The following is a 24,942-nucleotide window of genomic DNA, read 5'->3' on the forward strand; positions in this document are numbered from 1 at the left end:
AAGCCTGGCAACAAGGCTGTAATCAGAGGAGTAGGAGGAAACCCCACAATGAATACTGTTTCAAATGAATCTCATCAGCCATCACCTTCGTCCCCAATGCCGCCCACAAGTTTGTGGACCAACTTCCGCTTCATGCGTATGTTTATCGCGTATGCGCTCGCTACCTTCGGGGATTGGTTTGATGCCCTTGCCATTCAGGTATTGGTGGCCTATCGATGGGGTGCCGATCCACTGATCATCGCACTGATTCCCGTCTGTATGGCTGTCCCGGGTATCCTGCTGGGTTCGGTGGCGGGTACCCTTGCGGATCGTCTGCACAAAGTAAAGATCATGCTACTCTGTGATGTAATCACCGTTGTGCTTACGGTTGCCATTTTGTTCGCGCCAAGCGCGGCATGGCTGCTTCCGCTTCTGGCCTTGCGAGCCATGATGGGCGTATTCCACATTCCGGCCCAGCAGGCGCTGACGCGTCAAGTGGTGGCCGAGGAGCATCTGTTTCAGGCATCGTCTCTGAACGGTTTTGTCGGACAATGCTCCAAGGTGGCCGGACCGCTTCTGGGTGCCGTCATCCTGGCGGTATTCTCACCTCAGATTTGTATTGTGATCAATGCCTGCACCCGTCTAATATCCGGGTTGGTGCTATGGCCATTGCGACGGTTAACGGAGAAGTCGGAACATTCTATAGGTGAGGAGACGCAAGATCAGCAGGAGCAAGCAGAGACTGAATCGGTGCTGAGGCAATGGACGAAAGGGTGGAGCTTTATACGAAACAGCCGGGCCATTCTATGCACGCTGTTGTTTGGCTGTTTGGGCTTAATGGCGATTCTGATGATTGATTATCAGTTCGTAACGCTTTTCCGCAGCATCAAGCCGGGGAATGAAGCTTTGATCGGGTGGCTGGGCTCATCGGCAGGTGCAGGTGCTGTTATCATGATTCTGCTGCTGAACCGACTGCCTCGAGTCAGTTATGGATGGGGGTTAGGTGGAGGTTTTGTCCTTATTGGCGCAGGTATTGCTGCTCTAGGCTGGGTAGTTCCCCATACCCCGGATGTATGGATTATCGTTTGGGGGCTGTGCATTGGCCTCGGAAACGGCCTCTCTATGGTGACTCTAAATTATTTGTTGCAAAAGGAAACCCCTCCTGCTTATGTAGGACGTGTCTTCGGCATCCAAAATTCGATGTCCAGTGTCGTGCTTGTTGTTGCCCCGCTGGCAGGTGGTGCGCTGATTCATATTATGGGGCCTGGCCTTACCTTTCAATTCATCGGCATTGCTACGCTGGCTATTGGAGTGGCAGGCATCGTATTGCAGCGTGTATTGTGGGGAATCCGGGAATCACATGGCACTGTCCTGAAGGAACACGTATAACATCTATATCTGGTGTGAAAAGAAATACGCTAAAGCCGCTTCCGGTTCGCCGGAGGCGGCTTTGACCATTTGGAAAGGTAGAGGTGGTCATTAGACCTCCCACCAAGCAAAGTAGGCTGTGGACGCCAGCAAGCCTCCAACGGAAAGAGAACCACTGACCGTCAGATTAATGGCCTGACCTGGCGGGACGACATAGCTCCCAAATACGCTGGATGAAAAGGGCCCCGCCTGCAAAGGCATCGTCATTAGCGAAGTTGCTCCGGTAGGCGCCGCGGTGGAAAATCGCACGATGGCAACACTGGTATTGGTGCTGGACAGATTGCTGTTCACGGATGGTAATGTACTCGGCGAGGTCAGCGTTCCATTAGCACTCAGTACCATGGAACCACTGAAGGAAGACAGGAGATTGAGTGCAACCGTAATTCCACCGGAAAGCTTGGATACATACAGCGTTCTCCCACTTCCCACAGGGTTGCTCAACTGGACCGTCGCGATAACGCTGCCGCCCAATAACCCCAGGGTGGTGGAGTTGGTTGTACCGGAATTGAATAGTCTTCCCACGTTTCCTGCATCGCTTTCCGGTGGGGTAATAATGCCCGGAGACTGATAGGTATTGGTATTAGACGTATACACAGGCTGAGTCTGCGGGTTAAACACGTTATTGTTGGGCAAGGTATTCACCACCTTTTCCTTCATGGTTATCTGTCAGAATTCCCACCAGAACAAATTAATGGCTGCCGTCTGATTCCCAATACCCACGCTAACGGATAACGTCTGTCCTGGTGGCACGATAATCGAACCGTTGAAGTTCATCCGAAACATGCCAGCGGTCAGTGGGAGACTTAGCAGGCTTGTAAACGCACCGCCCAGCGTTCCGGTATTTTGCCTAGCGGTGACTACACTGGTATTCGTGCTGCCAAGCAATGTATTGACTGGGACGGGTGTACTTCCTACCGTAACGGTACCCCCGGAATATACGACAAGCGTAGCCGCTGCGGTTGCTCCTCCCGAAATGCTGGAGATTCGCAAAGTTCTGCCGCTGCCAGCGGCATTAATGATCTGCAGCAGAAGATTCTGGTTGTTAGGAAGCAGAGTGTTGTTTGTGGTCAATGCATAGAAACTGCCGGCCGCGGCTGCACCGCTCTCTGCCGAAGCCTCAATTCCGGGGGCGGAAAATGTATTGGTAAGCTGGGTAAACAGGGGACCGTTAGATTGGTTGAACACGTTATAGTTCGTTATTTTACCCACCTCCGATTTGATTGAACTGAACTGACTTTTTGGTACACAAATGTATACTCTTATCCTTGTACTTACAGTGTATGTACAACATGGAGGAAGCGTTTGGGGCAAGAACGGCAAAATCAAAAATAGCGGCAGATGCCGTGCCCGTATTTTAAGTCCGGGCATACGATGCGGAAGCACATTTTTTAAGGGGAATCGAGATGAGTCGAACAGCGAAGCGAAGCAAGAAGAGATTGAGACCAACTAAATATGTGAGCCGCCGCCGACTCCGCCGATCCTGCCGCGCTAAACTGCTGAAACCTCCTTGTTCCCGGATTACTCGTCCCCGGGTCAAGCAGGGTCGTCCCTCACGCACGATACTCCCTGGTGCTACTCACTGTTTTACAGAGCATACCTATGTCGGGGCCGAAACCAGCAGTTCCACCAGTGCTCTTCCTGCTCAGGATACATCATCGCTCAGCTTGTACACATATGGCATTGTGAACCGGGGCAAGAATCCGGCTCTTGTACAGATCCAGATTAGTCCCAATGCAGTGGATTATGCGGTGGACAGCCAGGAGGTGATTGCGGGGGGCCAAACCAAAGCTTTGGTTCCGCAGCGGTTCCTTCGATATACCCGGCTTGCGATTCAATCGGTGGAACCGGATCAACCCACCAGGCTGGATGTTTACTTTCAGGCACAGCGCATGCCCTAAGGTGAAATAACATGACTGATTTCCAGGGAGGAGGACGGGGCTCATGCCTAACTTCACAACGTTTAACACGAATCCGGACAATCTGCGGACCCTGATCTTTGGTCAGGATGCTACCGGTACGGCCCAGCCCGTCAGAACGGATACGAGTGGTAATGTTGTCGGGATCATTTTGGACGGAACGATCAGTAACATCTCGGGTTTGACGACGGTCACCATTAATGCAGGTACCATCACCAACCTTCTGAATGGTACCCTTACGAGTGTACTGGGGGCCACCATTACAGCAGGTACGATTACCAGTGTGCTTGGAGCTACGGTGACAGCGGGGACGTTGACGAACTTGCTGAATGGTACGATCACAAGTGTGCTTGGAGCAACCATCACTGCCGGAACCATAAATAGCGTGCTTGGAGCCACCGTGACAGCGGGAACGTTGACGAACCTGCTGAATGGTACCCTCACGAGTGTGCTTGGCGCGACCATCACGGCAGGCACGCTGACGAATTTGCTGAATGGTACGATTACAAGTGTACTTGGAGCAACCATCACAGCTGGAACCATTACAAGCGTGCTCGGGGCCACCGTGACAGCGGGAACGTTGACGAACCTGCTGAATGGTACCCTCACGAGTGTGCTTGGCGCGACCATCACGGCAGGCACGCTGACGAATTTGCTGAATGGTACGATTACAAGTGTACTTGGAGCAACCATCACAGCTGGAACCATTACAAGCGTGCTCGGGGCCACTGTCACAGCGGGAACGTTGACGAACCTGCTGAATGGTACGCTTACGAGTGTACTCGGAGCCACCATCACAGCCGGAACCATAACGAGTGTTCTCGGGGCCACGGTAACCGCAGGCACATTGACGAATCTGCTGAATGGTACAATTACGAACGTACTCGGCGCCACAATCACAGCGGGAACCATCACCAGTGTGCTTGGTGCGACGATTACTGCCGGAACAATCACAGGCATTCTGGGAGCGACGCTTACTGCCGGAACATTGACGAATCTGCTAAATGGTACCCTCACGAGTGTACTAGGTGCGACCATCACGGCGGGCACGCTGACAAACTTGCTGAACGGAACCATCACCAGTGTACTTGGTGCAACGGTCACGGCCGGAACATTAACCAACCTGCTTAACGGTACAATCACTAATGTGCTTGGGGCCACGATTACGGCAGGCACATTGACGAATTTGCTAAACGGCACGATTACCAGTGTACTCGGCGCGACCATCACAGCCGGAACACTTAGCAGCGTAACGTCGATTTCCCAAAAGAGCTTCCAGGAATCGCAGCTGATCAATACACCCACTGCCAATACGTTCACGCCTCTACCAGCGGTGACAACCAGTGTATTTGGCACATATTCCTTCTTTGTATACAACAGGGGGCCAGGGATCAATCGTGTGGATGCCCAGGTGGAAATCAGCGCCAACGGATCGAACTGGTACACGGATGTGACCACCGTAACGGGAATTTTGGCAGGCTCCGTGGATGTACTGGTTCCCCAGCGTTTCCTCAAATATACACGCCTTTCCTATCGTTCCAGTCTCATCGGTGCACCAAGTACAATCGATGTGTTCTTCAATGGACAAGGCACATAACCAGGTTCTCAATCATATAGGTACATGGAGTCTCATTTAATGGACTTTATGTACTTTTTTTGCGTTGGAGGTGACAGCATATGCAGAACAGGCTGCTTGGAATTCACATGATTGTTCAAAATGAGGAACAACAATTGCCCCGCTGTCTGAATAGTTTTAACCTGCCCGGCATTCAGTGGTTCATTACAGATACAGGCTCGGATGAGCGCACACCAGAGATTGCGAGACAGTTCGGGGCAACCGTACTTCATGCCCAGTGGGAAGATCACTTTGCACGCGCACGCAATATTAGCCTGCCGCTGGCAGATACCGAATGGATTCTGTGTGTAGACGCGGATGAATATGCCATAGATGGTTTGGAAGAGTTAATGAATTATCTGCCCACAGTCCATAAGAGCGTATCAAAGTTAAAAGTGACAATAGAGAATCGGATTGATGAAAAGACGGAAGATCAAGTTGTGTTTCAGCCGGTACGCCTGTTTCGATCGGGTTACGGATACCGCTATGAAGGTCGTATTCATGAGCAGCTGGTGTGTGATGATACGGAGAACATTCAGCGGGAGTGCGACCCTGTGGCTCCGCTGCGGCTCGCTCATGATGGATACCTTGCTTCCCAAATCGCTCAGGGGCGCAAACCTTTGCGGAATTTTAAGCTTTTGCAGCAGGAATTAAAGGAGCACCCGGATCAGCCTTTTCATCTCTACAATCTGGGAGTAACGTATTGCCAGCTGGGAGAGATGGAGAAGGCAGCAGATTCGCTTGCCAATTCACTGCGCCTCACGGAGCTTGGTGCACCGTATCGGTCTACACTCGTGTGCGATTATGCGAAGGTTCTTGGAGCCCTGGAACGCTATGATGAAGGCCGCGCACTTCTGGCACTGGAAACGCAGCATTACACGGACTACGCTGACCTTCACTTTCTATACGGTGAATTTCTTGAACAACAAGGTCTCGAGGAACGAGCTTATCAATCCTATGCAAGAGCAGTGGATACATCCGAAGTAGTCCGCAGGCAAACCGATTATGTACATGAACAAGGCACGGACACATACAGACCCTATACCGCCATGGCGCGTCTGGCACAGAAAAAGGGGTTCCTGCAGGAGTCGGCCCATCTGTATGGTCTGGCCTTGGATCACATGCCTGCATATCCCCCCACACTCCAGGGGCTCGCAGATGTATTGCAGCAATCTGGAGAATCGGATGAGGTCATTGCGGAGGCATTATTGCTTCGCTGGAAGAAGCGATTGAATTTAGGGGAGCAGAACTATACAGGAGAAGGTGCAGATGCGATCAGGAATATTGTTCATGCGCTTGCATCCTGCGGAGCATACGGGCAGGCATTGTCACTGCTTCAGGATGTGGCTCCAAATGTTCAGATTGACCCGGCAGTTCAGCTGCACTGGATGTTATGTACGGGCCGATGCCCGGAAGCCGTACAACTTGCAGAACAACTGTGGGGTGAACGTGAGGCGAATGTCGAACCTCTCCTGTCCGAGCAGCGACTGAATTGGGCAGTTGCTTGTTGGGCCAGTGGATCGGGCCTTTCTCCTGCTTTTCTGGAGTCATCTGAGCAGGAAGATCGTGAAGTCTGGGGTACGGTGGACCGGTGGTTCAAAGGACAACAGGTGCAGGGGTGGAACCCCATGAGACAGAGTGGGGAAAGGTTGTCTGAAGTACTGCAATCGACTGCTCTTAACCTGATTCAGGACATCATGCAGCGATCTGTACAAACAGGGCAACTGACAGTGGCCCAGCAGTGGTTTGAGAAGTGGATGGATGGTTGCACGGAGAAGGACCAATGCATGGAATTTAGCAGGTGGCTTGCAGGCATTCTTTATCGCGAAGGATATACCCGGGCGGCCGCTGATCTCCTAATTGGCTGCATGACGGAAGGGAAGCTGGATGCTGAGGGTACCTTTTACCTCGGGGAAGCGTTGTTTGCCAAAGGGCATTACGATCAGGCTGTGACTCTATTTCAGCAGGCGCTCGAGCTGAATGCAGGATCGCATCAGGCGCGAGCCGGAGCTGCCGTAAGTTATTTGTATTTGGCTCTGGGCGTTATTCAAAAGGAGCTGAGTCGCTCTCCTTCTAACCCGGGCCTTGTAGCGGAGCAGGATGCCCTCCTTCAAAGGTTAAGGACAGCCCAAGGTATCCCTTGGCGTACAGATTGGCATGCCAACGAGAGGAGGAACCAGCTTGCCGAGCAACCGCATTTCGCTATGCATGATCGTTAAGGATGAGGAGGAGTGGCTCTCCCAATGTCTAGAGAGTGTCCAGGGAGCTGTAGATGAAATTATCATCGTGGACACCGGCTCTTCGGATCGGAGCAACGACATTGCGCGGCAATACGGGGCTAGAATAGTGCCCTATGTGTGGTGTGATGATTTTGCTGCTGCACGTAATGCAGGTCTGGAGCAGGCGACAGGGGAATGGATTCTGTTTCTGGATGCGGACGAGGTGCTGGATGCAGCAGCGCGGGAGCAGCTTCGAAGCTGGACGGCAGCCAGCCCATGCGACGGATTGTTTTTGAACATTCATAACTATACAGGTACGGGTCAGCAGGGAGCTACAGTGAATCCGGTATTACGTCTGTTCCGTAATGCTCCGGAGCATCGGTTTGAAGGGCGGATTCATGAACAGATTGCAGGGGCCATTTGCCGGAAGAATCCGGATGCTGCTTTTCATGTGACAGACATGATGATCCATCATTATGGTTATCAGACTGCGGTTGTGGAGCGCAAGGACAAGGTGAATCGGAATCTGAAATTATTGGAACAGGCTGTGAAGGAAGAGCCGGAGCAATCGTTCCATCATTATAATCTGGGCGTCGAGTACTTGCGTGTGGGGGAAGCGGAGCGCGCACTTCAGACCTTTCGTGTGGCCAAGGCAGGCATCGATCCTCTGGTGACTAGCTATGCCCACTTATTATTCAAGTATGAGGTACGATGCCTTCAACACTTGAGTCGCTGGCAGGAAGCATTGGACCACATTGAGGAAGCACTTGTGTTATTCCCGGATTATACGGATCTGCTGCATAACCGGGGAGTGTGTCAGGAAGCATTGGGTCACACGGAGCAGGCGGAGGATTCATTGCGTGGAGCCATTCAGTTGGGACCGCCGCCTCCTGTGTACCATACGGAAGAAGGAATGGGCACCTATCAGACTTGGTACGCCCTCGGGCGGCTGCTGGAAGGGCGGGCAGACCTTGAGGGTGCAGTCGATGCTTACGTGGAAGCGGTACGTGCCAAATCCAGCCTACTGCCACCGCTATATCGAATATTTCGTATTATGCGGGTTTCGGGGCAGCAATCGGTTATACCCTCACTGATTACCCATCGTTTCGCCCTGAATTCCGAAGAAGCCACTCACAAGATCATTGGCATTCTGGAGCAGAGTCGTTGTTATGATGCAGCGCTGGAGATGCTGCCAGGCGCAGCTTCGACACCTTCGAAGGAGATGAGAGAACGGCTGTCATTTGCTGAGGCGCTGCTTCATATCGGGCAGGGGAGATGGAACAAGGCGAGGCTCAAGCTGGACACCGTTCGGCGTAAAAAAGGTGAATATGCGCTCCAATCAGCCAGTTGGCTGGAGCGTGTGAACTGGCTGGAAGGGCGGGAGACAGCAGTATCGGATCCGTTAACGATGTGGCTGAATCACTGTGTGCAATCGGGGCCAGAACGGTCCCCAGGACGAGAGAAGGCCGTCTTGCATACGATTGCCAGCACCAATGCCAATGGAAGGCCTGGTGGTACTGAAGTAAAGACTGAAGGAGCAGCTTACGAGGGATGGCAGGCCTTGGGTCTGCTCATGGAGGGATGCGTACACTCCGGTAAATGGGCCGAGCTGCTTGGACTCGTTCAGATCTGCCAGCAGTTTTTGGGTGCGGAGGTCCGCTCGTCGGAAGAGCTCCATCAAGGGCAAGCGCTGAACTGGAATCCGAAATATGCGCAGGAACCTTTTGCCGGGGCTTTCGATACCGCTGCAGGATCGGTCTGGTTGGCGAAGAGTCTTGTAGATGCAGCAGATCATCATTTACAGGAGTTGGCCGGAGAACCAAATGGTGAACGTCATCGCTGCTGGCCAGTGATTCAACAGCTTCGGCTGGAATTGCCGGGACCGGATGGTTTTGAGATCTGAATCATTGACAGTATGGAGGGATGAGCTTGGAGCCTGGAATCAGCCTGTGCATGATTGTGAAGGACGAGGAGGATGGTCTTAGGCGCTGCTTGGAATCTGTCAGGGGAATCGTGGATGAGATAATCATTGTCGATACCGGTTCAGCAGATGATACGCTTCGAATTGCCGCCCTCTATGGTGCCAAGATCATTCGTGCAGAATGGAACGGGGATTTTGCTGCTGCTCGCAATCAGTCTCTTACCGCTGCAACCCAGCCCTGGATTCTGGTATTGGATGCAGATGAAGTATGGGGGCAGACGGAGCAAATGAAGACAGGGCTTACGCACTTATTATCCGGGAGTCCTGATCATGTCTGGGGATACTGGATCAAGGTGACAAGTCTCTTGGGACGGTCTGGTGAAGAACGGGTGACGGATGCGGTGTGCCGCTTATTCAGGAACGATCGCCGGATCACATTCAAGGGTAAAATTCACGAAGAAGTCGCATCATCCATTCTGGCTTTTGTTCCCGAAGGATTGGTGCATTCGGAGCTGGAAGTCCTGCATTATGGCTATCTGGAAGAGGCGATCGTTCGCAAAAATAAAACAGAGCGGAATATGCGTCTGATTCGTTCCGCTCTGAATGATGGGGCAGATGAGCAGCCGGAGCTGCTGTATGCGCTGGCTGTAGAATTGTTTCAGCAAGGGAAGTACAATGAGGCATTGCGGCTGCTGGAACCGCTGCTTGCCCGGCTTGGGCCATCCTGCGGTTATCATTCGGACCTGGTACTCAAAACAGCATATGCCTTAAGGGAAAGTGGGCGACCGGAACGGGCGCTGGCTGTTGTACAGGCGTGGACTACCGTATATGCTGACTTCGCGGATGTGCTGGAGCTTGGCGCGGTACTGGAGTTGGACCTCGGCAGAGAGGAAGCAGCGCTGGATTGGTTGAAGAAGGCACGATCCGCAGCGAAAACAACGGGGCAGTACACTTCCGTTTCAGGTGCCGGAACGTATCGAAGTCTAACGCTGGAAGGCATCGCACTTGAACGTCTGGGCCGCTGGGAAGAGGCTGAGGCAGCCTATATTGCTGCACTGGCAGCGCAGCCCGGAAACATGGCTGCGTGGCAGCGCCTGCTGCTGCTGGCCGCAGCCACCGGGCGGCCAAACGCCATTGCGGATGCGGCAGCGCGTGCACCGCTGCCGTCTGCTGCATGGCAGGCGATTGTTCCGGCCGCGCTGGATGCGCACCGGCCGCAATGGCTGCTGCGCCATGCGGCACCACTGGCGGCTGTGCTGCGGCAGCAGCCGCTCGCCGCCGGGCTGGCGCTGGCCCAGCTGGGCGAAGATGCGGCAGCGCGGGTATCGCTGCAGCCCTGGGCTTCGCATGCGCAGCTCGGGCCCGAGGCGTCGCTGGCGCTGTGGGCGCTCGGCTGCAAGCGCAGCGCGGGGCGCGCACTTGCACGCGCAGGCGCCCACCAGCCGCTGCACAGCCGCACAGCATGCGCGCTGCCTGCAGCGGCACATGCCGCCGATGCGCTGCTGAGCGGCTCCGCCCCGGGCAATGCAGCCGCAGGCAATGCTCCGCGCAGCGCAGCCCCTGCGCCACGCGCTGCAGCAGTTGCGCCACGCGCCGAAGCAGCTGCACCGCCGCAGGCCGTGCACGCTGCAGCGCAGGCGCTCGCGCGCGTAGGCGCCTGGGCCGCATGGCTGCGCCTGCTGCGGGCCCTGCCGCAAGGTGTCGCCCTGGCGCTGCTCGCGGCGCTTCCGCCTGCGGCACGCTGCGGGCTGCTGCGCGCGCCCGCAAGCGTCCGTGAAGGGCTGCTGGAGCTATTCGGCTTGCCGCCGGCAATGCAGCAGCCCTTCACGGACGAAATGCCCGCCACGGCTCGTGCCACAGAGGCACTGCTGGCAGGCACGCTCGCGCTGCTCGCCGGGCGGCAGACTGCAGCGCAGGAATGGGCCATGAGGGCCCGGCATATCGCGCTTCAGCCTGCCGCCTCTGGCCGCCCGGCGACGACTCTATGTTCGCCGGGGCTGCACACGCTGCTGCGCCTGACATCTCCCGGCGCAGCAGCCACCGAAGGCTTTGCATCTCGCTGTAAGATGCTATTCGTCCATCTCTGACGTACCGGGTTTTCTCTCACATAACAGCTAGCCCCATTGCTGGCGTTTGACAGCTTCATCCTTGCTAACGAAAATGGCTACCCTTTCCGAATGACCGCCCGGAAGCAGCGGATTGGCGTCCCATACATGTCGGACCAGATGGCATCATCGGGCTCTTCCACGATGAGCTGTCCATCAATGGTGAGACCGGTAACGGCCATGATGGTCTCGAGTAAATCGGGCCGCATCTCCGGCACATCAAAGGTTGCGATTAATTGTCCATCCGGCTTCATGACCCGGGCGAATTCGCGAAAGGCACGCAGCATCGTGCCTGTATCCAGATGCTCCAGAACCGAAATGCAGAATATACGGTCAAACATGCCAGAGGCATAAGGCAGCTGCGCCAGGTTCGCCTGAGCGCGATGCAGCCTGGTCAAGTAGTGCTCCGGTAAATGACGCGCAGCCTCTTCGCCGAAGTCGGAAGCAATATCCTGCCGGATTGCTTCCTCCGACAAGATGCGTTCATCCCAATCACAGGCGTGAGCTTCCCGGCAGTGTTCGGCCAGCCAAAACTTGAACGGATGGGAAATGCCGCAGGCTGCATCCAGTACCACGTCGTCTTGTTGGGCGAACTGGCGGGCCCATTCATATTCGTAAGGTCTGCTCCACCATGCCGGATGCAGTGGAAATACCAGCGTATCTGTTTTGGGATCGTTTTGCCGAACATATCTGGATACTAATGCTTCATTCTGATTAGGTGTGTCCATCATCCCCGTATCCCCTCTCTCAATCCTGCATCTGCCAAGAACGCCTCCAATACCGAACTCCACTTGCGCCGCCATCCGGACAGATCGTAGGCCACGGCTGTCTCCCTGGCATATATGCCGAGGCGCTCCCGTTCAGCTCTGTCCTCCAGCAGGCGTACCAGAGCAGCGGTGAGTGCGTCATCGCCCGGGGGCACAAGCAGCCCGTTAAACCCGTCCTGTATGAGATCGTTTAACCCGCCCACGTTGGAGGCAACGACCGGGATGCCGCAGCTCATGGCTTCCAGGCAGGCATAGGAGGTCCCCTCCGAGAACACCGTGGGAATCACGGCAATATCAGCCTGATGGTAGGCCTCGCGGATATCCCTGAAGTCGTACGTACGCTGCAAGATGCGATCCTGATGCGGATGAGTGCGGTGCCAATACCGAAATGCCCTGCCCACCGTGCTGCCTTCGACCAGTTCTCCGGCAAATTCAATCTCCAGATCCGGATAGGCACCCAGCAGCCGATCTGCCGCAAGCATCATGGGTATGATGCCTCGTTCCATACTGATCCGGCGCGGATACAGAATTCTCAGAGGACGGACAATCTGTGATGGAAGAACAGTACTGTGGACGCTGACAGCAGAATCAGCGATCTCGTTTGCCTGATCGGAATTGTCAGCGTTATCAAGCAGAACAGCTTCTTTTGCATTCCATCCCGAGATGGAGACCCCGGCTTCTTCTTCCTGGCTGGCGAGATCCTCCTTCCATGCAGACAGCCATTCCGCTTCCTGTTCCTGTCCGAACCTGGGTCTGGGGGGAGCGGGAGTGAAATAGGAGGTATCCACAGCATTGGGAATAAGGACAACCTTTCGGGGATCATCAAACGTGCATGCTGCCCGGCAAAAGGTCTGAAAATGGGAGTCCACCGATACGATGCGTACCAGTCCATCCAGTGCCAATTGGATGTGTTCAGCCACCTGCTGCTTGGTCTCCAGCGGCAATCCGGGACGATCCCAGTTAATGCCGTGGCAAATGCCCAGACTGCCGGGCTTGTAGCTGATGGGCTGCCAGAGACAGCTGGCATAGATGACAGGGCCGCGGGCTGCCGCCGCCATCCTCTCGAAGGCTTCAGGCACATCATCCATATCGTAGGCGTATCCGAATACATCTATCTGCTCCGTACGTGTCTGAAATGCTTCATAATATGACAACTGATGCACCTCGGGATTATGCCCCAATTCGCGGATCACACTGCACAGATCCAAAATATAACGTTCAAGCCCCCCTCCGAATACCCGTCCGAACTCCCGGTTGTATCCATCCGTGAAGCTGTGTGTCAAAATGCTGACCACACCCATCTCAATGCTCCTCCTTCCAGGGAACCAGCCGAGGTTCCGGGTCCAGGATGGATTCGTAATGTTCCAGACTGCCCCACTCGCCGCTGGGATCAATGCGTTTGTAACGCAGATACTTGCGAACCCGGTCTTCGAGGCTGCCCGCCCACCCAAGATGCTGTACTTTTAATTCCGTGCGAATGCCAGGCAATACCGAACAGGACAAGGGGAGACGGGGAACGTGATGGTTCTGCTGTGGGTAAAAGTAAGGATACTCGGGCATATAGCGGACAAGTGATGCCGTATGCCGTCTGTGCAGGCCCCAAAGTTCGTCATCCCGGTAGTGGGTCCGTCCACCCCACATATCGTAGAATCGGAATGCCACCCAGTCTGCATGGTCCTGGTTGATCAGATCACGTATTGCTTCCTTGGCCTCCGTACTGTACAGTTCATCCGCATCAACGGACAGCAGCCAGTCCGGTGAAGTACTTACAGCTGCTTGCCATAACGTATTGCGGAGCCGCCATTCCTCAGCAAATAGAGGCTTCTCCAGTTTCTCAAGCCGAATAACTTTTGGATAGGACCTGCATATATCTGGTGTTCCATCGGTACTCGCATCATCCACGATAACGATCTCATCCACGAATTCACTCAGATCACGGAGGACTTCCTCGAGGTATCGTCCGCGTTCATTACGGACCTGCAGCATGGCGGTCAGTTTGTTCCCCTGACTTTTGCGGACACGGCGGATAGAAGAAGGTGTGGGTCGTGAACCCTCGCTTTCCACTTCATTGCTCTTCGAGTCCATCTGATGATCCGCCAATGCTTCGGAAGAGGAGGGGTGAACTTCAATACGAATGTCAGGCTGCATGCCCAGCCCCTGATTATGCTGCGTGCGCTTCTTCGGGTCCAGCATCACGGCACCTCCCCAAGCAGCTGCTGTACAGCGTGGTCCAGCAGTTCCATCTCCACAATCCGGGCAAGAGCTTCCTCATTCTCCATCGCGGCTTCGAGAAACTGTCGTACTGCCCCGTGACGATCTCCCCGCAAGGCCATGGCAGTCCCTGATAACTCCTGATAATCCCTGCGGCTGGAACGATCCTGAATATCTGCCGCATGGACCAGAGCCAGAGCATCCTCCACACATTCGGTCTCCTGATATATCCGGAACTTCCAATGCCGGGCGGTTTCTCCTCCAAGCGCGTCCAATATCCCCAGCGCAGCTCCGTAATCATCGTTTAACCGCAGCAGCTCTGCCTGCACAAGCTGATTCTCCCCTGCCTCGAGCCAGCGGCACAGCTGTTCATAGTGATGCCGTTCCTGTTCGCTGCCTGCACTGATTCCGTAGACTTGCAGCGCAGATTCAACTTCTCCAGCTTTGGCATGAATGGCGGATAGAAACCGATAGTGTGATTGCACACAATCACTTCGTCCGTTCATGATCGCATGTGTAAAGGCCTCCTTCAGGGACGCTGCTGCACGGGAGTCGTCCAGCAAATATTCATAGGCTGCCAGCAAAAAGGAGATCGTCTCATGCGGCCCTGTTTTGGAACGGAGCTGGCGGTAATAGTCTGCACGGATGCTGCACTGGAGCGGAGTGATGGTGTCCGGTGCTTTGGTAACGGTTTGTCTGAGGGCATGAAGAAAAAGCAGCTCATAATCTCTTAGCGGAATTTCGAGATCATCCTTGTGTATGGAGCCAGCCGGAGCCTTGTCTTCACCGCCCAGCCAGACCGCGCGGACGCCCTGAAAGGCCAGCTTCATGTACCGTGTTTCCGAAGACGTGCCGATCAGATCGGCAGTACCAACCAGTCTGGATATACAACCCTCCCACAGCGGAGAGTTTGCTTCATCGCCTGCCGGTTCAGGAAGCAGCACAATGCTGATCTTCGGATGCAGCGATTGAACTGCTGTAAGCCAGTAGGGGTGTGCAATGACGGCTGCGGTGTGATTTTGCTGGAGCAGAATCTCAGCTTCTGGCAGGGTGATTACTGAAATGGCCGGGGGCATCTCTTCCGATCGTTCCTGACTGCTTACATATAAGACTTCTCCCTCGGCCGAGAGCAGGGCAGCGATGTCCGGATAAGGAAACGTGGACCATCCCCCTTTGCGGGGAAAAAGAATGTACCGATTAGGAGGGAATTTCCTGCCATCCTCATTTGACGCTGTTTTCCCGTTGATCTCCGGTATCGATTCGGGCTTATCCATAGGTCATCACCTCACTTTGACTGCATTCTAACGTTCCGCCTCCGCTTCCGGAGGTGTTCCATCTCTCCACATCATATGTACAGCCCTTAAGGCACTTCGCATGATATGTCTGACTCTAGCATATGGGCATGTTGTGCCAAACATGAGCAACTTCCCTGAATAGACGAAGCAGATAAGCCGCATATTAGACTGAATTTTATCCAATGTGTGACCATCGTCACATTTTTTTCGCAATTCTAACGTAGATTGTGATAATTGTCACATGTACAAAATAGGCAATCTGGCACAATACGTTCATCACGTATTTGGCGGACAGACAGCGAAGGTGCAGCTTCCATGCCAAATGCAAATCACTGCGATGTAAACAGAAAGAAGGGGTAACGGTATGGATCCGATTATGTTATCGCGTATCCAATATGCACTCACAACGATCTTCCATTTCTTTTTTGTACCGCTGTCCATCGGTCTTGTACTGCTGGTAGCCATTATGGAGACGTTGTACGTAGTCAAGGGCAAGGAGATCTACAAAACGATGGCCAAGTTCTGGGGCAAGCTGTTCCTGATTAACTTTGCCGTCGGGGTCGTGACAGGTATTCTGCAAGAGTTCCAGTTCGGCATGAACTGGTCCGAGTATTCACGCTTTGTCGGGGATGTGTTCGGGGCGCCACTGGCGGTTGAAGCCTTACTGGCGTTTTTTATGGAGTCTACATTTATCGGGCTCTGGATTTTCGGGTGGGACCGGTTATCCAAAAAGGTGCATCTGGCCTGTATCTGGCTCGTATTTGTCGGCACATTCCTGTCCGCATTGTGGATTCTGGCAGCCAATTCATTCATGCAGCATCCGGTCGGTTTCGAGATTAACAACGGCCGTGCCGAGATGAATGATTTCCTCGCGCTGCTTACCAATGGTCAGCTGCTGGTTGAATTCCCGCATACGATCTTTGGCGCATTAATGACAGGGGCCTTCGTGGTAACCGGCATCAGTGCGTACAAATTGATGAAAAAGCAGGATGTGGAGATTTTCCGCAAATCGTTCAATATTGCCATCATCATTGGTCTTGTTTCCTCATTCGGTGTGGCGTTCTCCGGGCACTTCCAGGCGCAATATCTGGTGGAGACGCAGCCGATGAAAATGGCAGCCAGTGAAGGAACTTGGACAACAACGGAAGATCCTGCGCCGTGGACGGTCATCGCAGCAATAGATCCTGACAAACAGGAGAACTCCGGTGAGATCAAGATTCCCGGATTGCTCAGTTATCTATCCTACAGCAAATTCTCCGGCAGTGTTCAAGGTATGAAGGAACTCAATGCCGAGTATCAGCAGACATATGGGCCAGGGAACTACATCCCGCCAGTACGGACAACGTTCTGGAGCTTCCGTATCATGATTGCTGCAGGTGGTTTAATGATTGTACTCGCCCTGTACGGTACATTTCTGGCGCTGCGCAAGAAGCTGGAGGTAGCTGGAACATGGTTTATGCGCCTGATGGTTTTTGCCATCTCCCTGCCTTTCATCGCCAATACGTCGGGCTGGATTATGACGGAGGTGGGACGGCAGCCTTGGACGGTATTCGGATATATGACGACCGAAGCCAGTGTATCGCCTAACGTGAGCGCAGGCCAGATTCTGTTCTCTACCATTGCGTTTACGGCGGCTTACACGCTTCTGGGCATTGTCATGGTCTATCTGTTCGTTCGTGAGATCAAGGCAGGTCCGCACGCAGTAGATAAGCCGGAGGAACACGATGAATCGGCCGATCCGTTCGGCATGGATGGGGGGTATTCCGTTGTCACTAAGTGAGCTTTGGTTTCTGTTGATCGCTGTATTGTTTGTCGGTTTTTTCTTTTTGGAAGGCTTCGATTTTGGTGTGGGAATGTCCACAGGCCTGATTGCCAAATCAGATCGTGAACGTCGTACCCTGATCAACTCCATCGGTCCGTTCTGGGATGGAAACGAGGTCTGGCTAATCACGGCAGGCGGCGCAATGTTCGCTGCTTTTCCGCATTGGTATGCCACCTTGTTCAGCGGTTTTTACCTGCCGCTTGTCGTTGTATTACTCGCATTGATCGGCCGTGGAGTCGCTTTTGAATTCCGGAGCAAGATGAAGCAGCAGCGCTGGCGCAAAACATGGGATATCATCATTGTCGTCTCAAGCAGCCTCCTGCCATTTCTGTTCGGAGTTGTCTTTGCAACGCTCATGAAGGGTCTGCCCATTGATGGGGAGATGCAGATGCGTGCGGGATTCCTGGACATCGTCAACCTGTATACCGTTGTTGGCGGTCTAAGTGTAACCTTGTTGTGTCTCGTTCATGGGCTGCTGTTCGCTTCCTTGCGGACCGTTGGCGATCTCAGGGAACGGGCGTTGAATATGGCACATAAATTAATGCTGCCGCTGGCCGCCATTCTTGCGGTGTATGCGGTGATGACCTACTTCATGACAGATGTGTTTGCCGTTCGCGGCTGGGCGCTCTGGATCATGGTGGTCCTTGGTGCCGTTTCATTGGGTCTCGCTGCTTACTTCGTACGGCATAAGCGTGAGGGCTGGGCTTTTGGCATGACCGGAGCCGTTATTGCCATCGCGTTTGCCTCTGTATTCATTGGCCTGTTTCCAAGAGTTATGGTCAGCTCCTTCGGCTCAGCGTTCGACCTGACCGTCTATAATGCGGCTTCCGGTGCATATTCACTGAAAGTGATGACGATTGTAGCCTGCACGCTGCTGCCTTTTGTCCTTGGATATCAGATCTGGAGTTATTACATTTTCCGCAAACGTCTGAACGAGCAGCATCACCTGGAGTACTGATATGGGACGGGGACTGCTGAAGCTGCCGGGGATCCGGCCTGTACTGGCGTTGGCTTCAGCGCTGGTATTGCTGCAGGCGATAACGATCATTATGCAGGCCAAATGGCTTGCCGAAGCCATAACGGCACTGTTCGAAGGGTCATCCATCGCAGAGCAGTACCCTGTGCTGCTGCTGTTCCTGGCTGCATTTGCTGCCCGGTATGCCATTTCCTTCTGGCTGCAGCTGGTGGCGATGCGATATGCAGAGAAAACGGGAACAGACCTGCGCAGGCAAATGGTAGAGCAGTGGTTCAGGCTTGGCCCGCGTTTTGCCAAAACGGAAGGAACAGGGCATCTGGTCACGTTGGCACGCGAAGGAACAGCCCAGTACAAGACGTATCTGGAGCTATTTATCCCCCGCATGCTGGGCATGGGATTTACCCCAATCATTATTCTCTTGTATGTGTTCAAGCTGGATATCATGTCCGGTGTTATTTTGACGGTGACCCTTCCCATACTAATTGTGTTTATGATTCTGGTCGGTCTGGCTGCACAGCGTAAGATTGATGGGCAATTCAAGTCATACAAGGCACTGGCCAATCACTTTGTGGATACGCTTCGCGGACTCGAAACGCTGAAAACGCTGGGCCAGAGCGGCAAGCATACAGACACGATTATTCGAGTCAGCCAGCGCTACCGAAAAGCAACGATGTCTACACTGCGCATGGCCTTTTTGTCTTCCTTCGCGCTGGACTTCTTCACTATGCTCTCGGTTGCCTCGGTCGCGGTTGGCCTTGGCTTGCGGCTAACGGAAGGACAAATGCTGCTCGGACCGGCACTGACGGTACTTATTCTGGCACCGGAGTATTTCCTGCCTGTGCGTATGGTGGGTGCAGATTATCATGCCACATTGGACGGCAAGGAAGCCGGAGAAGCCATTGTGCAGATGATTGAGCGGGGGAAGGCAGCCGAGCAGAGACAGCGGGAAGCGTATGCCACTACTGTTCTTCAGACACAGGCAGGGACGGACGGAGTGAGATCTGTACAGCAGTCTTCTTCCGAACGTAAACATGCCTCGACCATACGTGTTGTGTTGGATGATGATCGCACTGCCAGACAAGTGTCTTCAGCTTCATCGAAGCTGATCTGGAACAAGGGCAGCCGACTGGCGCTTACCGACATCCAAGTGCGTCATGAAGAGGACGGGGCCACCTCGCTGGAGGATGTCACCTTTCAGATTTCCGGTATGATCAAGGTTGGCATCATCGGTGCAAGCGGTGCAGGGAAATCAACATTGATTGACGTGCTGGCTGGTTTTCAACTTCCCACATCAGGACGAGTGTTGGTGAACGGTCAGCCCGTGTCCCCGGAGATGATGGAATCCTGGAGAACACAAACGGCTGCCATTCCGCAGTATCCGTATATATTCAGTGGGACCCTTGCTGATAACGTCCGCTTTTATATGCCGGAAGCATCGGATGCGGAGGTCGCAGAGGCAGCTAATGCAGCAGGCTTGAACCAGCTGGTCTCTTCCTTGCCAAACGGACTGTATGAGCGAATTGGAGCCGGGGGTAGACAGCTCAGCGGTGGGCAGGAGCAGCGGGTAGCCTTGGCCAGAGCCTTGCTAAGTGCACGGCCGGTACTGCTGCTGGACGAGCCAACCGCACATCTGGATGTAGAGACCGAGTATGAGCTGAAACAGACGATGCTGCCGTGTTTTGAAGACAAACTCATATTTTTGGCTACGCATCGCCTGCACTGGATGCCGCATATGGACCGCATCATCGTGATGGACAGCGGGACGGTTGCCGAGACAGGAACACATGAAGAGTTGCTTGCAAGACAGGGCGTCTATTACCAGATGATTCGGGCCCAGATGGAGGCGGTATAACATGGAAGCTGAACATGAGCAGATAGAAACGGTCCGAAACGGGCGTGTGAAAAGTAGCTGGATTTCTCCTTACGTGGTACAGTACCGCTGGAGATTTGCCGGAGTTATTGCACTGGGGACATGTGCTGCATGTTGTGCCGTGCTGCTGCTCTTTACTTCAGGGTTCCTGATCTCCAAGTCTGCGCTCCGCCCTGAAAACATTCTGATGGTATATGTACCGATTGTGGGTGTTCGTGCGTTCGGGATTTTCCGTGCGGTGTTTCGATATGCCGAGCGTCTGGCCGGTCATGATGCCGTACTGCGTGTGCTTGCCGATCAACGGGTGAAGCTGTATCGAATATTGGAGCCCCAAGCCCTGTTCCTGCGTTCACGGATGCAAACGGGGGATGTGCTTGGTGCACTTGCCGAGGATGTGGAGCGGCTGCAGGATATTTATCTGCGTACGGTTTTCCCGGCCATCACGGCACTGATCCTGTACGGTGCAGCAGTTATCTCTTTTGGAACCGTGGATCTGGGTTTTGCATTGTGGATGGGTCTTTACTTGTTATTCCTTATTGGGTTGCTGCCAGTCATCACGCTAAAGATTACATGGAAACAGAAAGTACGGTTGAAAAAGGAGAACAGCCACTTATATACGCGCCTTACTGACGGTGTGCTTGGCCTAGGAGACTGGCTGGCAAGTGGTCGGGCGGTGGAGTTCGTTCGTCTTCAGGAGGAGGGGGAGGAGCGGGCAGATTCCGTTCGGCGCAGCCTGCGAAGATGGACGCGCTGGCGTGACCTGATTGCACAATGTGTCATTGGACTGATGGTGGTGTCTGTGACATTGTGGGCAGGAAGCGAGGCTGCGGCAGGACAGTTGCCCGCCGTTATGATCGCGGCATTTGTATTGGTTCTGTTTCCACTTGCGGAAGCCTTACTGCCTGTGTCCGATGCTGTGGAGCGTATCCCCGAGTACCGCGAATCGCTGGATCGATTGCAGCATCTGGAGGGTAAGGGACACGCTCCAGGAGCCACATCAAGCAGAGATGAAACGGTGCAGGCGGCTGAAGCCCCTTCTGAATCAGTGGAGATGACGAATCGTTCACGGGATCAACGCATACGTCTGCGTATCCCTCCGAAGCTGAGAGCGGATATTCGAATGGATCATGTAAGTTACCGCTATGCTTCCGAAGATGCCCCTGCGGTACAGGATGTTTCTCTTCATCTGCCCCAGGGCAAACGGCTAGCAATTCTCGGGCGCAGTGGCGGAGGCAAATCCACACTGCTCAAACTGATTCAGGGCGCTCTGCTCCCTTCAGCCGGGGAAGTTCAGATCAACGATCAGCCTGTGCAGACGCTGGGAGAGAATGTATCTGATGTCATTGCAGTGCTAAATCAGAATCCACATCTATTCGATACAACGGTCGCGAACAATCTGAGAATTGGCCGTCCACACGCAACGGATGAGGAGATCAGACGCGTGGCCGACCAAGTCGGTTTGTCCCGCCTTATCGAATCTCTGCCGCAGGGGTACAATACCCCGATGCTGGAGACGGGCATGCGCTTTTCGGGCGGCGAACGGCAGCGGATTGCTCTGGCCCGGGTGCTGCTGCAGGAGACACCAGTCGTCATCTTCGATGAACCTACAGTGGGACTTGATCCTGTGACGGAACGCGCACTGATGCGCACCATTCTGAACAGCATGCACGGCAAAACGATGATCTGGGTTACCCATCATCTCATTGGTGCTGAACAGATGGATGAGGTCATTTTTATGGAAAATGGACAGATTGCCATGCAGGGTTCTCACGAACAGCTGCTGGCTCGGGAAGAGCGTTATCGACGTCTTGTCGAGCTCGACCGACCAGGATGGGCAGACTGGCAGAAGCCGGGGGTCCCCTTGCCGCCGGCAGCTTCCAGGTAGGTGTGGTTGATTTCGAGGATTGAGGACAGAGATTACGTGGATCGAAAGAAGAGAGAAGACTACTCCAAGTTATAAAGCTGATGGAAGGGTCATATCAGCCAAAAGACGAGCCCGTGGATACACGGGCTCGTCTTTTTTTATCTGTATGGAGCAATGTCGCCTGTCCCTACATTTCGACCAACATGAGAATGATGGAAGAGAGGCAGAGGCAGGTACTGATGAGATACAAGACGCCAACCACCTGCTTATGGTTCAGCCCTGCACGCAGGAGGCGGTAATGAGCCTGGCTTGCATCGGCCTGATAGATGGCTTTGCCTTGAATGAAACGTTTGATAACGACAAAGATATTGTCGAAGATCGGTACACCAAGAGCGAGAATCGGTATAAATAGTGATAGCATGGTGGCTTGCTTGAATGCCCCGTCAAGGGCAATGACGGCCAGAATGAAACCGAGAAATGTCGCTCCGGCATCACCCATAAATACTTTGGCCGGAGGTTTGTTGTATTTCAGATACCCAAGGGTTACACCGACAAGTACGATGGACATGAGTGCCGAATCGCTCTGGCCTTTGGCCAGGGCAACGACAAACAGCGTGACTGCCGAGATCGCTGACAATCCGCCAGCAAGCCCGTCCATGCCATCCGAGAAGTTAATGACGGTGGTTACGCCGAAGATCCACAGGATCGTCAGAATGAACTGCAGCCAGAACGGAAGCATGACGTATTCCGAGGTCAGTGGGTTAACAAACCCGGTGAATGCAATGCCGGAAGCAAATACCAGCACGGCCGCAGAGATCTGAATGATCATTTTGGGCAGAGCAGGAAAGTCTTTGCCTTTTGTTTTGTACCAGTCATCAATGGTGCCGATCGTTAATAGAAGCATACCGCCTGCAACCAGTGCGGCCGTCTCCATGGACAACTGCTTCGTAAAAGCAATGTATGTCAGGAAGAATCCGGTAAATATCGCGTAACTCGCCGTCAGTGGAATGGGCTGCCTGTGCAGCTTGCGTTCTACGTCCTCCCGTGGCTTGTCCACAAAATCAAGGCGGTGGGCCAGTCGGCTAAGCGGAGGAATGAGCAGAAGCACGACAACAAAAGACAGCAAAAAGGCCATTATGTATACCATAAAATTGCTTGATTCACTCCCATCTACCATTTTCCCCCTATTATACGAGCTAGAGCGGAAATCTGTCGATGTCATTATTGTAACCTGCATGATCGCACATGTTGGCAGAAAGCCAAAGTTCAGATCATTTATTGCAAATAAGATCCAAAGAAGTGGTTTGCTGTTTCCGCATGATAGCCGTCATCTCCTTGCCAGGTAGCGGCAAAGATAAAATCGCCGGAACCACCTTTGCCTCTTCTCGGCGTATCTCCAGGAATCAGCAGTCCAGCAGCAGCCCAGATCTCAATCAGGGCATCCCGCTCCTGTTTGCTCGAAGGGAGCAGACCTTTCCACAGCTTTTCAAGCGAGCGTGCACTATCCTTGGGATCACCAGTCTGGCAGGCTGCGAGAAGCTGTTCAAGGATGGCCTTGTCTTCCGAGGTTACCTCGTAGCTTGAATCGTTATCAAGAAGCAGCAGCTCCAGATCCATCAGACAGTAGAGCAGCCATCCATGACGGACCCCGCCCCATTTGATCCGCTCAAAATTCAGGACGTTCAGATCCGCGTTCACATACTGCTTGTCCGACTGTAACCTTAGGTAATTGCAATCCCCGCATGCACTGGTGTTGGCATGAAGCGCGGGCCGTTCCCCATAGGTATGCAGAGGTAAACGTGAGGTGAGTGCCCAACTGGAGAGCGCACTGCGCAGATATACTTTTTTGGTAGACAGGCTATGCAGAAAAGCCGATACGACCCTGTCCTTCAAGGTGATGTCCTGATGAATTTCATGCAGACGCCGGACAATCTCATCGTGGGTGGTGGTCTGCGGATCGAACATCACATGCTTGCTCTTGGCATATTCAAAATCATCCACGGAGAACGGTGCACGTTCTGTCTTCCAGCCGCCACCTCCCCAGAATGTGCTCAGCAGTATTTTTGCCGCTTTTTTATCCAACAATGCAATTAACCTCCTGTCGTATTCAATATTAATTCTACAAGACCGGGAAAACGACTGTTTAGATCATCCTTCCGCAAAGAGTAAAAATGCTGTTTGCCTTCAATACGTGGCTGGATCAGGCCTGCTTCACGAAGGATTTTGATGTGATGGGACAATGTTGATTTGGAAATATGGTCTACTTCGAAGGCGGAACAGTTTTTCTCGCCGGAGCTGGCCAGGCAGTGAGCAATCTTCATGCGCACCGGATCACCAAGTGCATTGCAGACCGTGGTAAACTCCATTTCCGAAGCCATGGGTATCGTAGGTGTTTTCATATCTATGACGGTAGCATATTGAAACGTCTCTTTCAATGTTTGATTTTTTTCGAACTGAGGGTTGTAAGGAGACTGGATCGTGTGATACATTGCTATTCAATAGTTTGAAATTATTCGAACTATAATTCACATCGATTGATGACCATCAGGAGGAACATCATGACTACCTTGTTAAACAACTATTTTCGTTTATTTGACGCTTCCCGTACGGATGCTCGTGCGATGCAGGATTTGCTATCTCTGTTTACACCGGATTCTGAGATTGTGTTAAACGGCACCAGCAGAAGAGGATTTGAAGGTTTTATGAAAGCATTCTACGAGTACAACATGGACGTCAAACATATGTGGGACGGGTGGGTCCTGCAGCCGGATGGCAGCTACCAAACGAACTGGGCTGTGTGTGGGCAAGCTGCTGATGGCACGGTTTATGCAAAAACAGGGATTGATATCGCCCGCTTGAATGATGAGGGACAGATTATGTATCTGGAAAATGTGCAGGACGACAAGGATGCATTCAGTAAATATAAATGAGTAGATTCCCACATAGGATTTTAT

20 protein-coding genes are annotated in these 24,942 nt (G+C 53.4%); 11 read left to right on the forward strand and 9 right to left on the reverse strand.

Annotation, left to right across the window (positions count from 1 at the left end; genetic code table 11):
• Positions 1-48 precede the first annotated feature (48 nt).
• Complete coding sequence (locus ABIC22_RS11130; RefSeq protein WP_354480811.1) at positions 49-1,368, forward strand: MFS transporter; 1,320 nt, start codon at positions 49-51, stop codon at positions 1,366-1,368.
• 90 nt (positions 1,369-1,458) lie between these two features.
• On the opposite strand, the gene ABIC22_RS11135 is transcribed toward ABIC22_RS11130, so the two are convergent.
• Positions 1,459-2,040, reverse strand: coding sequence for a hypothetical protein (locus tag ABIC22_RS11135; RefSeq protein WP_354480813.1), 582 nt, complete (start codon positions 2,038-2,040; stop codon positions 1,459-1,461).
• Positions 2,041-2,073: 33 nt separating this feature from the next.
• Positions 2,074-2,592, reverse strand: a complete 519-nt coding sequence (locus tag ABIC22_RS11140; RefSeq protein WP_354480815.1) for a hypothetical protein — start codon at positions 2,590-2,592, stop codon at positions 2,074-2,076.
• A 218-nt stretch (positions 2,593-2,810) separates the two neighbouring features.
• On the opposite strand from ABIC22_RS11140, the gene ABIC22_RS11145 reads away from it, so the two are divergent.
• The 5 genes from ABIC22_RS11145 to ABIC22_RS11165 all read left to right on the forward strand — a co-directional run bounded on the left by ABIC22_RS11145 (position 2,811) and on the right by ABIC22_RS11165 (position 11,165).
• Entirely contained in the window at positions 2,811-3,305 is a 495-nt protein-coding gene (locus tag ABIC22_RS11145) for a DUF6385 domain-containing protein (RefSeq protein WP_354480817.1), read from the forward strand.
• Positions 3,306-3,348: 43 nt separating this feature from the next.
• Entirely contained in the window at positions 3,349-4,920 is a 1,572-nt protein-coding gene (locus ABIC22_RS11150; protein ID WP_354480819.1) for a DUF6385 domain-containing protein, read from the forward strand.
• 80 nt (positions 4,921-5,000) lie between these two features.
• Positions 5,001-7,157, forward strand: coding sequence for a glycosyltransferase (locus ABIC22_RS11155; protein ID WP_354480821.1), 2,157 nt, complete (start codon positions 5,001-5,003; stop codon positions 7,155-7,157).
• A complete protein-coding gene (locus ABIC22_RS11160; RefSeq protein WP_354480823.1) occupies positions 7,120-9,060 on the forward strand; it encodes a glycosyltransferase in 1,941 nt (646 codons plus the stop codon). Before ABIC22_RS11155 ends, ABIC22_RS11160 begins: the two co-directional genes overlap by 38 nt.
• Before the next feature lie 26 nt (positions 9,061-9,086).
• A complete protein-coding gene (locus ABIC22_RS11165; RefSeq protein WP_354480825.1) occupies positions 9,087-11,165 on the forward strand; it encodes a tetratricopeptide repeat-containing glycosyltransferase family 2 protein in 2,079 nt (692 codons plus the stop codon).
• Positions 11,166-11,242: 77 nt separating this feature from the next.
• Here the strand turns inward: ABIC22_RS11165 and ABIC22_RS11170 are convergent, their stop codons facing one another.
• The 4 genes from ABIC22_RS11170 to ABIC22_RS11185 are packed head-to-tail and all read right to left on the reverse strand — an operon-like array spanning position 11,243 to position 15,435.
• Positions 11,243-11,914 carry a class I SAM-dependent methyltransferase gene (locus tag ABIC22_RS11170; protein WP_354480827.1) on the reverse strand — a complete coding sequence of 224 codons (672 nt, stop codon included), beginning with the start codon at positions 11,912-11,914 and terminating at the stop codon, positions 11,243-11,245.
• Positions 11,911-13,251: a glycosyltransferase family 4 protein gene (locus ABIC22_RS11175; protein ID WP_354480829.1), complete on the reverse strand. Its 1,341-nt coding sequence runs from the start codon at positions 13,249-13,251 to the stop codon at positions 11,911-11,913. The genes ABIC22_RS11170 and ABIC22_RS11175 overlap by 4 nt, the downstream gene beginning before the upstream one ends.
• Position 13,252: 1 nt before the next feature.
• A complete protein-coding gene (locus ABIC22_RS11180) occupies positions 13,253-14,143 on the reverse strand; it encodes a glycosyltransferase (RefSeq protein ID WP_354480831.1) in 891 nt (296 codons plus the stop codon).
• The gene (locus tag ABIC22_RS11185) at positions 14,143-15,435 is read right to left on the reverse strand and encodes a hypothetical protein (protein WP_354480833.1); all 1,293 of its coding nucleotides are present in this window, start codon (positions 15,433-15,435) and stop codon (positions 14,143-14,145) included. Before ABIC22_RS11185 ends, ABIC22_RS11180 begins: the two co-directional genes overlap by 1 nt.
• 385 nt (positions 15,436-15,820) lie before the next feature.
• Here ABIC22_RS11185 and ABIC22_RS11190 point away from each other — a divergent pair, with 385 nt between their 5' ends.
• Genes ABIC22_RS11190 through cydC form a run of 4 tightly spaced genes read left to right on the forward strand, consistent with a single transcriptional unit; the run spans position 15,821 to position 22,009 of the window.
• On the forward strand, positions 15,821-17,236 hold the full coding sequence (locus ABIC22_RS11190; RefSeq protein ID WP_354480835.1) for a cytochrome ubiquinol oxidase subunit I: 1,416 nt from the start codon (positions 15,821-15,823) through the stop codon (positions 17,234-17,236).
• Positions 17,181-18,236, forward strand: a complete 1,056-nt coding sequence (cydB, locus tag ABIC22_RS11195; RefSeq protein WP_354480837.1) for a cytochrome d ubiquinol oxidase subunit II — start codon at positions 17,181-17,183, stop codon at positions 18,234-18,236. Before ABIC22_RS11190 ends, cydB begins: the two co-directional genes overlap by 56 nt.
• 1 nt (position 18,237) lies before the next feature.
• Positions 18,238-20,106 carry a thiol reductant ABC exporter subunit CydD gene (gene cydD, locus ABIC22_RS11200; RefSeq protein WP_354480839.1) on the forward strand — a complete coding sequence of 623 codons (1,869 nt, stop codon included), beginning with the start codon at positions 18,238-18,240 and terminating at the stop codon, positions 20,104-20,106.
• Between the two features lies 1 nt (position 20,107).
• Positions 20,108-22,009: a thiol reductant ABC exporter subunit CydC gene (gene cydC / locus ABIC22_RS11205; RefSeq protein WP_354480841.1), complete on the forward strand. Its 1,902-nt coding sequence runs from the start codon at positions 20,108-20,110 to the stop codon at positions 22,007-22,009.
• 166 nt (positions 22,010-22,175) lie between these two features.
• Here cydC and ABIC22_RS11210 read toward each other — a convergent pair whose 3' ends face one another.
• The 3 genes from ABIC22_RS11210 to ABIC22_RS11220 form a co-directional block, all read right to left on the reverse strand.
• The gene (locus ABIC22_RS11210) at positions 22,176-23,135 is read right to left on the reverse strand and encodes an MraY family glycosyltransferase (protein WP_095360332.1); all 960 of its coding nucleotides are present in this window, start codon (positions 23,133-23,135) and stop codon (positions 22,176-22,178) included.
• A 128-nt stretch (positions 23,136-23,263) separates the two neighbouring features.
• Positions 23,264-24,070 carry a hypothetical protein gene (locus ABIC22_RS11215; protein WP_354485932.1) on the reverse strand — a complete coding sequence of 269 codons (807 nt, stop codon included), beginning with the start codon at positions 24,068-24,070 and terminating at the stop codon, positions 23,264-23,266.
• 8 nt (positions 24,071-24,078) lie between these two features.
• Positions 24,079-24,423 (reverse strand): ArsR/SmtB family transcription factor, encoded by a 345-nt coding sequence (locus tag ABIC22_RS11220; RefSeq protein WP_371859943.1) that lies wholly within the window; start codon positions 24,421-24,423, stop codon positions 24,079-24,081.
• Between the two features lie 123 nt (positions 24,424-24,546).
• On the opposite strand from ABIC22_RS11220, the gene ABIC22_RS11225 reads away from it, so the two are divergent.
• The gene (locus ABIC22_RS11225; RefSeq protein WP_354480843.1) at positions 24,547-24,918 is read left to right on the forward strand and encodes a nuclear transport factor 2 family protein; all 372 of its coding nucleotides are present in this window, start codon (positions 24,547-24,549) and stop codon (positions 24,916-24,918) included.
• The last annotated feature ends 24 nt before the right edge of the window (positions 24,919-24,942 follow it).

It is taken from the genome of Paenibacillus sp. PvP094 (assembly GCF_040546835.1).
Classification (GTDB): Bacteria; Bacillota; Bacilli; order Paenibacillales; family Paenibacillaceae; genus Paenibacillus; species Paenibacillus illinoisensis.

Coding starts and splice junctions, on each gene's coding strand:
- ABIC22_RS11170 (WP_354480827.1), bottom strand. CDS start 11,914: ATGATGGACACACCTAATCAGAATGAAGCATTAGTATCCAGATATGTT.
- ABIC22_RS11180 (WP_354480831.1), bottom strand. CDS start 14,143: ATGCTGGACCCGAAGAAGCGCACGCAGCATAATCAGGGGCTGGGCATG.
- ABIC22_RS11225 (WP_354480843.1), top strand. CDS start 24,547: ATGACTACCTTGTTAAACAACTATTTTCGTTTATTTGACGCTTCCCGT.
- cydB (WP_354480837.1), top strand. CDS start 17,181: ATGAATCGGCCGATCCGTTCGGCATGGATGGGGGGTATTCCGTTGTCA.
- cydC (WP_354480841.1), top strand. CDS start 20,108: ATGGAAGCTGAACATGAGCAGATAGAAACGGTCCGAAACGGGCGTGTG.
- ABIC22_RS11150 (WP_354480819.1), top strand. CDS start 3,349: ATGCCTAACTTCACAACGTTTAACACGAATCCGGACAATCTGCGGACC.
- ABIC22_RS11190 (WP_354480835.1), top strand. CDS start 15,821: ATGGATCCGATTATGTTATCGCGTATCCAATATGCACTCACAACGATC.
- ABIC22_RS11175 (WP_354480829.1), bottom strand. CDS start 13,251: ATGGGTGTGGTCAGCATTTTGACACACAGCTTCACGGATGGATACAAC.
- ABIC22_RS11130 (WP_354480811.1), top strand. CDS start 49: ATGAATACTGTTTCAAATGAATCTCATCAGCCATCACCTTCGTCCCCA.
- cydD (WP_354480839.1), top strand. CDS start 18,238: ATGGGACGGGGACTGCTGAAGCTGCCGGGGATCCGGCCTGTACTGGCG.
- ABIC22_RS11155 (WP_354480821.1), top strand. CDS start 5,001: ATGCAGAACAGGCTGCTTGGAATTCACATGATTGTTCAAAATGAGGAA.
- ABIC22_RS11145 (WP_354480817.1), top strand. CDS start 2,811: ATGAGTCGAACAGCGAAGCGAAGCAAGAAGAGATTGAGACCAACTAAA.
- ABIC22_RS11185 (WP_354480833.1), bottom strand. CDS start 15,435: ATGGATAAGCCCGAATCGATACCGGAGATCAACGGGAAAACAGCGTCA.
- ABIC22_RS11210 (WP_095360332.1), bottom strand. CDS start 23,135: ATGGTATACATAATGGCCTTTTTGCTGTCTTTTGTTGTCGTGCTTCTG.